9 protein-coding genes and 1 pseudogene are annotated in these 7,947 nt (G+C 72.7%); 5 read left to right on the top strand and 5 right to left on the bottom strand.

Annotation, left to right across the window (positions count from 1 at the left end; translation table 11 throughout):
- Window positions 1-57 precede the first annotated feature (57 nt).
- Complete coding sequence (locus ACQKM2_RS16265) at window positions 58-912, top strand: MerR family transcriptional regulator (protein WP_427710232.1); 855 nt, start codon at window positions 58-60, stop codon at window positions 910-912.
- Window positions 909-2,126: a glycosyltransferase gene (locus tag ACQKM2_RS16270; RefSeq protein ID WP_427710234.1), complete on the top strand. Its 1,218-nt coding sequence runs from the start codon at window positions 909-911 to the stop codon at window positions 2,124-2,126. The genes ACQKM2_RS16265 and ACQKM2_RS16270 overlap by 4 nt, the downstream gene beginning before the upstream one ends.
- 50 nt (window positions 2,127-2,176) lie before the next feature.
- On the opposite strand, the gene ACQKM2_RS16275 is transcribed toward ACQKM2_RS16270, so the two are convergent.
- Complete coding sequence (locus ACQKM2_RS16275) at window positions 2,177-2,917, bottom strand: SDR family oxidoreductase (RefSeq protein ID WP_427710236.1); 741 nt, start codon at window positions 2,915-2,917, stop codon at window positions 2,177-2,179.
- A gap of 156 nt (window positions 2,918-3,073) precedes the next feature.
- Here ACQKM2_RS16275 and ACQKM2_RS16280 point away from each other — a divergent pair, with 156 nt between their 5' ends.
- Window positions 3,074-3,913 (top strand): helix-turn-helix transcriptional regulator, encoded by an 840-nt coding sequence (locus ACQKM2_RS16280; protein ID WP_427710238.1) that lies wholly within the window; start codon window positions 3,074-3,076, stop codon window positions 3,911-3,913.
- Between the two features lie 28 nt (window positions 3,914-3,941).
- Here ACQKM2_RS16280 and ACQKM2_RS16285 read toward each other — a convergent pair whose 3' ends face one another.
- A complete protein-coding gene (locus ACQKM2_RS16285; protein WP_427710240.1) occupies window positions 3,942-4,427 on the bottom strand; it encodes a protein phosphatase in 486 nt (161 codons plus the stop codon).
- 184 nt (window positions 4,428-4,611) lie between these two features.
- The gene (locus tag ACQKM2_RS16290) at window positions 4,612-5,469 is read right to left on the bottom strand and encodes an SMI1/KNR4 family protein (protein ID WP_427710242.1); all 858 of its coding nucleotides are present in this window, start codon (window positions 5,467-5,469) and stop codon (window positions 4,612-4,614) included.
- A gap of 68 nt (window positions 5,470-5,537) precedes the next feature.
- Between ACQKM2_RS16290 and ACQKM2_RS16295 the strand changes: the two genes are divergently transcribed.
- Window positions 5,538-5,966, top strand: a complete 429-nt coding sequence (locus ACQKM2_RS16295) for an SgcJ/EcaC family oxidoreductase (RefSeq protein ID WP_427710244.1) — start codon at window positions 5,538-5,540, stop codon at window positions 5,964-5,966.
- Between the two features lie 102 nt (window positions 5,967-6,068).
- Window positions 6,069-6,797, top strand: a complete 729-nt coding sequence (locus tag ACQKM2_RS16300) for a DUF2625 family protein (protein ID WP_427710246.1) — start codon at window positions 6,069-6,071, stop codon at window positions 6,795-6,797.
- A gap of 68 nt (window positions 6,798-6,865) precedes the next feature.
- Here ACQKM2_RS16300 and ACQKM2_RS16305 read toward each other — a convergent pair whose 3' ends face one another.
- Both ACQKM2_RS16305 and ACQKM2_RS16310 read right to left on the bottom strand, forming a co-directional pair.
- On the bottom strand, window positions 6,866-7,762 hold the full coding sequence (locus ACQKM2_RS16305; protein ID WP_427710248.1) for a hypothetical protein: 897 nt from the start codon (window positions 7,760-7,762) through the stop codon (window positions 6,866-6,868).
- Between the two features lie 36 nt (window positions 7,763-7,798).
- Window positions 7,799-7,947, bottom strand: a pseudogene (locus tag ACQKM2_RS16310) (IS5 family transposase); the annotation flags it as partial.

Consider the following 7,947-nt stretch of genomic DNA (forward strand, 5'->3'; position numbering starts at 1 on the left):
GGTTGACCCTCCCCCTACGTCAGGCTTGAGGCTGTTGCCGAACGAAAGGGCAGGTCCATGGGCTACACCGTGGGTCAGGTCTCGGCATTGGCCGGGGTGACCGTACGCACGCTGCACCACTACGACCGGACGGGACTGCTGTCACCCGGAGACCGCAGCCGGGCCGGCTACCGCCGCTACGACGACGCCGACCTCGCGCGGCTCCAGCAGATCCTCTTCTACCGCGCGCTCGGCTTCACCCTCGACGAGATCGCCGAGATCCTCACCGACCCGCAGGCCAACGCGCTGGAGCAGCTGCGGACCCGGCAGCGGCAGCTGGCGCAGGAGATCGCCCGGCTGCAGCGCCTCACGGCGGTGGCCGAGCGGGCGATCGAAGTCCAGCAGACCGGCGTGTCCCTGACGCCGCAGGAGCGCTTCGAGGTGTTCGGGGAGATCACCTTCGACCTCAGCTACGCCACCGACGCACAGCGGAAATGGCAGGACTCCGCGGGACACCGGGAGGCCATGGCGCGTGCGGCGGCCCACACGAAGGAGGACTGGGAGCAGCTGATGGGGGAGGCGGCTGCCTGGCGGACGGAACTCCTGTGCGTCTTCGACGACGGCGAACCGGCCGCCGGAGAACGGGCCATGGACGTCGCCGAGGCCCACCGCCTCCACGTGACCCGCTGGTTCACACCCTGCCCGCCCGACATGCACGGCCGTATCGCCGACGACTTCACCGCGGACCCGCGTGCCTTCGCCCTCGTCGTTCCGGCCGCACAACAGCGGCCGGGCCTGGCCGGGTACCTGGCCCGGGCGATCCACGCCAACGCGTCCCGCCATCCCGTCACCCGTCACACGTCACCCGTCACACGTCACCCGGTCACACATACGCACGCACCCACCAGCACCCCCGCACAGGAGGACACATGAGGATCCTGATCGCCACGGCCGGCTCACGGGGTGACGTCGCCCCCTACACCGGGCTCGGGACCGCCCTGCGCCGGGCCGGACACGAGGTCGCCCTGGCCGCCACCGGATCGTTCGCACCCCTGGCCGCAGCGGCCGGCCTGGAGTTCCGTCCGCTGCCCGCCGACCCCCGGGCGCACGGCAGCGTCCGGAACAGCCGCGAACTGCTGCGGGCCGCGTCCGCGTTCGTCACCGACCTGGGGGAGGGCTTCGCCGACGCCGTCCTCCAGGGCGGCGGCACGGACCTGATGCTGCTGTCGGCCACCACCGCACCGCTCGGCCGGCACGTCACCGAGGCCACCGGCGTACCGGGCCTCGGCGTCTACCTGCAGCCCACCCACCCGACCGGCGACTTCCCGCCCACCGTGACGGGAACCCGCTCACTGGGCCGCATCGGCAACCGGACCGCCGGACACCTCGCCCAGCACATGACCGACCGGGTCTTCACCCCGGCCGCGAAACGCCTGCGCGAACGCCTGGAACTGCCCCCACTGCCCGCCGCGCACATGCGCCGCCACCGGCGTCGGCACGACTGGCCCGTACTCCACGGCTTCAGCACCGCGCTGCTGCCCCGCCCCCGCGACTGGCCGCCCCACCTGAGGGTGACCGGCAGCTGGTGGCCGCACGTCGACGCGGAACACCGGTTGCCCGCACGGCTGGACGACTTCCTCGCGGCAGGACCGCCACCGGTGCTGATCGGCTTCGGCAGCATGGCCGCCGGCGAGGGAGAGCGGCTGAGCGGGATCGCCGTGCGGGCCCTGCGCCGGGCCGGGCTGCGCGGCGTACTGCAGTCGGGCAGCGCCGGACTCGCCGCCGAGGGCGATGACGTCCTGACCATCGGCGACGTCCCGCACGCCCTGCTGTTCCCGCGGCTGGCCGCCGTCGCGCACCACGCCGGCGCGGGCACGGCGGCGGCCGCCCTGCGCGCCGGGATCCCGTCCGTCACCGTGCCGGTCGCCGCGGACCAGCCCTTCTGGGCCAAGCGGCTCGCGGCGATCGGCGCGGCCCCGGCCCCGATCCCGTTCAGCGGCCTCACCGCCGAACGGCTGGCCGCCGCGCTGGCCGCCGCGACGTCGGACCCGTCGTACGCGCGGGCCGCCGGAGCCGCCGCGCGGCACATGGCGGTGGAGGACGGCGCGGCCGCCGTCGTCACGGCCGTACGCCGGCTGCCCGCCTGACCCGGAACCCTCCGGCACCCGCCGCAAGCGGCGCGGCAGGTCCTCGTACGTCACTGGGCGCTGGCGGCGGGACGGATCACGAGTTCGTTCACGTCGACGCCCGCCGGCCGGGAGACGGCGTACGCGATGCCGTCGGCGACGGCCGCGGCCGGCAGGGCCACGGCCCGGTAGGCCTTCATCGCTTCGCGGGCGGTCGGGTCGCCGATGGAGTCGGCGAGTTCGGACTCGGTCACCCCGGGGGAGACGAGGGTGACCCGGATGCGGCCGTCGGCGCACTCCTGGCGCAGCCCCTCGGAGACCGCGCGGACGGCGAACTTGCTCGCGCAGTAGACGGCCGCCGTCGGCGAGACCTCGTAGGCCCCGACGGAGGCGACGTTCACCAGGTGACCGCCGCCCTGGGCGCGCATCACCGGCAGCGCGGCGGCGATCCCGTGGAGCACTCCGCGGACGTTCACGTCGAGGGTCCGGTCCCACTCGTCGACCCGGAGCGCGGCCAGGGGCGAGAGCGGCATCACGCCCGCGTTGTTGACCAGCACGTCCAGCCGGCCGAAGCGCTCGCGGGCGGCCGCCACGAAGGCGTGCACGTCCGCCGCGCTGGTGACGTCCAGGGCGCGGAAGGCCGCGCTCCCGCCGTGCGCGGTGATCCCGCGGACCAGCGCGTCGAGCCGGTCGGTCCGCCTGGCACCGAGGAACACGTGATGGCCGTCGTCCGCAAGACGACGGGCGGTCGCCTCACCGATGCCGCTGCTCGCACCTGTGATCGCGACGACCTTGGCTGCTGCCTCTGTCATTGGCTGTCTCCCTCTCGACAACGGGGTATGGCCCGACCGGACCGGACCGGTCGGCGTCATCGAGTCTGGGCAGCCGGCAGCCCGCCTGCCAGGACGGGTGTTGCCTGGGTACACCGCACCCAGGCAACACCCCTCCCGACCGCCTAACCTGACCGCATGCCCGACAACCAGCTGGGGGAGTTCCTGCGCGCCCGCCGCGCGGCACTGAGCCCCGAAGACGCCGCTGTGCCCAGCCACGGCAGGCGCAGGGTCAGCGGGCTGCGCCGCGAAGAGGTCGCCTTCCTGGCCCGCATGAGCGCCGACTACTACACCCGGCTCGAACAGGGACGTGAGCGCCGTCCCTCCCCACAGCTCCTCGACGCCCTCGCAGGCGCCCTGCACCTGGAGCCCGACGCCCGCACCCACCTGCACCGGCTGGCCGGAACCACCCTGCCGGGACCGCCCGCCCCCGTGGACCGCGGGCGGATCAGCCCCTTCCTGCGGCAGATGCTCGACGGCTACACAGCGGCCCCCGCGTTCGTGATCAGCCGGACCCTGGACGTCCTGGCCGCCAACGCGCTGGCCCGAGCCCTCTACGCACCCTTCACACCGGCCGACAACCTGGCCCGCATGGTCTTCCTGGACCCCGCGGCACAGCGCTTCCACGCCCGGTGGGCCGACACGGCAGAGGCCGTCGCAGCCCACCTCCGCCACACGGCGGGCCTGACCCCCGACAGCGCACCCCTGCGCCACCTCGTCCGCGACCTCACCACCCGGAGCGCGCACTTCGCGCACCTGTGGACCGCCCACACCGTCCGGGGCAAGACCTCGGACACCAAGCACTTCCACCACCCCGACGCCGGCCCCCTGACCTTCGCCTACCAGGCCTTCGACGTATCCGCGTCCCCCGGCCAGCAACTCGTGGTCTACCAGCCCGCCCCCGACCCCGCCACCTCCGCCTCCACGGCCCGAGGCCTGGCCCTCCTCGCCGCCCGGCAGCCCTCCGCGACGGGCTGATGGCCTCCCGCGCCTCCCCGGAGTCAGGTCAGGCGGGCGCGTCCAAGCTGCTGAGGAGCTGCGCGACATCGAGCCCGGTGGTGAGGTACTCCTCGAAGATCCGGTTGTTCAGGGCCATGGGGGACCGTTCCTTCCGGATGGTCTCGACGGCTGTCGCCGTCTCCCAGCCCAGCTCGATGAGAGCGTGGGCCACGACGAGGCCGGAGCGGTTGTAGCCGGAGTGGCACCGGACCAAGACGGTGCGCCCGGCGCGGACCGCTCGGGCGGCGGTCCGGGCGAGCTGCTGGACGGTGTGGATCTGCCCGGCCGTGAGCGGGGCGTCGGGCATCTCGGCGAGCAGGTGCTCGACACCCGGGCCGGGTCCGTGGCCGGGACGGCTGAACAAGCTGATGACCAGCCCGAACTCGGTGCCGACGACCGCAGCGTGGGCGTTGCCCAGGGCATCGGTCCAGTGGTGGCCGCCCATCCACAGTCCTGCTGTGATCTCGTTCCAGGGGGCATCAGGATCGGGCACCCCCCGGTCCTTCTGGCGCGTCTTCAAGGTGGCTCCCCTCCCGACGGGCGAGGAGGCCGACCCACGCCTCGTGTTCCACGGCCCGAGACGGCCATCGAACGCGACCGGGAGCCGGGGCACAAGCACGAGTTCAGGCCTTCAGCGGCCTGTCGCGCACCGGAATCCCCCGCACACGGCCCCATCGTCAGTTGCAGTCGTCCGTGGGCGAGCCCCAGGCGGTCAAGGGGGTCCCGTCCGACGCGCTGATTTCCAGGATGTCGCAGCCCATGCGGTGGACGGCGGTGGTCAGGTCCCGCCGGGCCCGCTCGTGGTCGTGGGGTGGGTAGGCGACGCGGATCTGGTGGGGCCGGGCCATGTCGTAGGTCAGCTGCCAGTCGGTGTCGACGGTCGCGAAGTGGTCCTGCCCCGACCGGCCGTCCTCCGCCCGCCAGGATCCGCGGTCGGCAGTGGGGGCCAGGGCGTCGCGGAGTGCGCGCAGGCGCTCGGGGTGGGGGAGGGGGCCTTCGGACAGGCGCAGGCACCGGTAGGTGCGGGGGTGGTAGGTGGTGAACCAGGGTGCGAGGTCCGGCTCCATGCCGCCCAGGAGGTCGGACCGGAGCTGCGCGCTGCTCCAGCCTTCGAGGAACTCGGCCGCGCTCTTGGGGATGGTCTCGTAGTCGCCGTCCCGGCTCCAGATCACGACGGGCCAGCTGCGCGGATCGCCGGCGGTCGGCCAGCACAGCCGGTCCGCGTCCATCGTGGTGCCCCAGATGAGGAGACCGCCCGGTTCGGGGTGCAGCGGGTAGGGGTAGCGCGCCTGCCCGTCCCATCGGGGAGGGGCCGAAGGGTCTCCGCTCTGCCACTTCAGGCCGTTGTACGGGCTGTCGCCGAAGGGCGTGCGCAGGTAGAGGAAGTCGCAGAACTCGCCCCACCCGTACGTCGCGACGAGGGCCTTGTAGTCCTCCGGCAGCCGTACGCCGAGCTCCCGCTCGGCGGCCGACCAGTCCCCGCGGGCGTCGAGGGGCTCGGGCGGCGGGGGTACGAGTCGTGTCAGAGAGTCCACCCCGCATGGTAGACGCCCATCGTCCTTGGGGCCGGGGGGTTGATCTCAAGTGTGGTTGAGGTTCAAGGATGGTCGGCATGGAGACGACGCAGATGGACCAGTGGACGCGCGCGGCCGAGATCGAGGCGATCAGGAAGGTGATCGCCAGACTCGAACATTCGCAGCAGAACGAGCTGCCCGAGGAGTTCGTCGGCCTGTTCCGGGCCGACGCGATCTGGACGACGGGCCACGGCAAGCGCCTGACCGGTCGCGACGAGATCTCGTCCTTCACCCATCAGGTGCTGCCGGGCGCCATGACGGACGCGACCGCGACCTACGACGTGGTGGACGTGCTGTTCATCCGCCCCGACGTCGCCGCCGTCAAGGCGCACGCGCAGTACCTCACGCTGGGAGGGGAGCCGATCGGGAACGCGGGCACCCCCCTCTACGTGATGGCGAAGGAGGACGGGCAGTGGCTCCTGGTGGCCTGCCAGAACACGGAGGTGCTCGACCGGTGACGTGAGTCGGGCCGAGTCCGGCGGCCCGGAGCAGGGAGTCGCGCTCTTCCCGGAGCAGCGGCTCGCCCTTGTACCGCGTGGAGGTGGTGCGAGGATGCGGGGATGCGCGAGATCCATGAGCTGGTCGACGTCGATGATCCGGCCTGGCCGGTCCTCCTTGAGGAGCTGTCCGGTACCGGGGTTCCCGTCGAGGTGCTGCCCGCTGATGCCGAGGCAGGGCGCGCCGGCCTGCGGCAGCTGCAGGTCTCTGCCCGGTCGAACCTGGGCGGGATCGTGCTGAACTGCGGCGGGCTGCTCGTGGACAGCGGGTGGCTGCGGGTCTTCGGGAGTCCGGGCGCCCCCGGCGCCGGGGGACTGCCCGGCCTGGCCGAGGTCAACGCGATGCCCTCGGCCTTCGACCCCGCATGGCGGCCGGGGGCGGGCCTGGTGGTCGCGCACGATGTGCTGGGCGGAGTCTTCGCCCTCAACGGCGGCGATCCCGGTGCGGCCGGCCGGCCCGGCGAGCCGGGCGAGGTCGTCTACTTCGCCCCCGAGGCCCTCGGCTGGGAGGCCCTGGGCGCCGGCCACTCGGCCTGGCTGTCCTGGATCCTCGCCGGGGGACTGGCGGAGTTGTACGGGGACCTGCGGTGGGACGGCTGGCGCGGTGAGGTCTCCGCGCTGAACGGGAGGCAGGGGCTGTCGTTCTTTCCGCCGCTGTGGTCGGCCGAGGCCCGCCAGGACCTGCCGGCGACCAGCCGTCGCGCGGTGCCCATGGCGGAACTCCTGGGCCTCGGCCGCGACTCGTGCCTCCGGTTCCACGGCGCCGACCCGGGCTTCCTCGGCGCCGCATGAACCGGCCCACCTGTCCGCTTCGTCGCGTACGTACGCCTGTACGTACATGCATGCGTGCGTACGCACGTCTACAGGCCGGCACGGGCGAGGAGGGCTTCCGCCTGCTCTCGCGTGAGCCCGGGCGGAGCCGGCGCACGCGGAGGGCAGGTGTGGGTGTTCCGGCGGAAGGACAGGAACCAGTCGGCGACGGGGCTGTCCGTCGTCAGGGTGCCCACGATGCTGTCGCGCAGCGTGGCGGGAGTGTCCGAGCGGGCCGCGATCTCGTTCCGTACGAAGACGTCCGGGTCACCCGTGAGCAGGTCCCGCAGCTCGGCGGGCAGGTCCGGATGGCCGGCCACGGCCGTGCGCACCCAGGGATCCGGGTCGGCGGCCAGCTCCGCGGACGGACCGGCGTACCTGACGGCGACGGCACGGGTCTGTGGATCGGCGAGGAGAGCGGGCAGCAGGTCCGCCGGCGGCGAATACACCGAAGCGGCATCCCTGCGGACATCCGGATCGGAGTCCGTGAGCAGAGCCCGTCGCACCGGCTCGGGTACGTTCCGGCAGTGACTGACGACCGACGCCCGCACGCTCGGCTCCGGATCCTCGGCCAGTACCGCCAACAGCTCGGGCGGCAGATGCTCGTTCATCGCGAGGAACCAGCGCACGGACGGATCCCGATCGGCCGCCAGGCGTTCCAGCACTCCGGCCGGCTCGTCGGTGATGCTCGCCGCGACCGCAGCCCGGACCGGCGGCTCCGGACTGTCCGCGAAACGGGCCCTGTGCACGGCGGGCACGAAGCCGTTGGCGGCGAGGGTGCGGGCGGAGCCGAGCCTGATGATCTCCTCCATCAGCTCCGGAGTCAGGTCCTTGCGCAGAAGAGCCGCCGAGCGCCGGGCCTCCGGATGCCCGAGCAAACGCCACACGAGGTCGGCGGGCAGATCCTCTTGGACGGCAAGAGCCTTCAGTTCGGCATCCAGAGTCATGAACCACAGGCTAAGAGGTCGTTTTCGTCCGATGTTTCATCCCGGAATCGGGTGTTCTGCGGTTTTCTTCGGGTCGCGCCAGGAGATGGGGTTCTCGCCGGTGAGGCGGCGGGCCATGAGGTCGGTCATGGCGAGGTTCACCAAAGCTTCGGAGCGGGTGGGAAGGGTTTCGTAGTCGCGGGCCA

This window comes from Streptomyces sp. NPDC004126, assembly GCF_050275515.1.
In the GTDB taxonomy this organism is placed as follows: Bacteria; Actinomycetota; Actinomycetes; order Streptomycetales; family Streptomycetaceae; genus Streptomyces.

Coding starts and splice junctions, on each gene's coding strand:
- ACQKM2_RS16265 (WP_427710232.1), top strand. CDS start 58: ATGGGCTACACCGTGGGTCAGGTCTCGGCATTGGCCGGGGTGACCGTA.
- ACQKM2_RS16270 (WP_427710234.1), top strand. CDS start 909: ATGAGGATCCTGATCGCCACGGCCGGCTCACGGGGTGACGTCGCCCCC.
- ACQKM2_RS16275 (WP_427710236.1), bottom strand. CDS start 2,917: ATGACAGAGGCAGCAGCCAAGGTCGTCGCGATCACAGGTGCGAGCAGC.
- ACQKM2_RS16280 (WP_427710238.1), top strand. CDS start 3,074: ATGCCCGACAACCAGCTGGGGGAGTTCCTGCGCGCCCGCCGCGCGGCA.
- ACQKM2_RS16295 (WP_427710244.1), top strand. CDS start 5,538: ATGGTCGGCATGGAGACGACGCAGATGGACCAGTGGACGCGCGCGGCC.
- ACQKM2_RS16300 (WP_427710246.1), top strand. CDS start 6,069: ATGCGCGAGATCCATGAGCTGGTCGACGTCGATGATCCGGCCTGGCCG.
- ACQKM2_RS16305 (WP_427710248.1), bottom strand. CDS start 7,762: ATGACTCTGGATGCCGAACTGAAGGCTCTTGCCGTCCAAGAGGATCTG.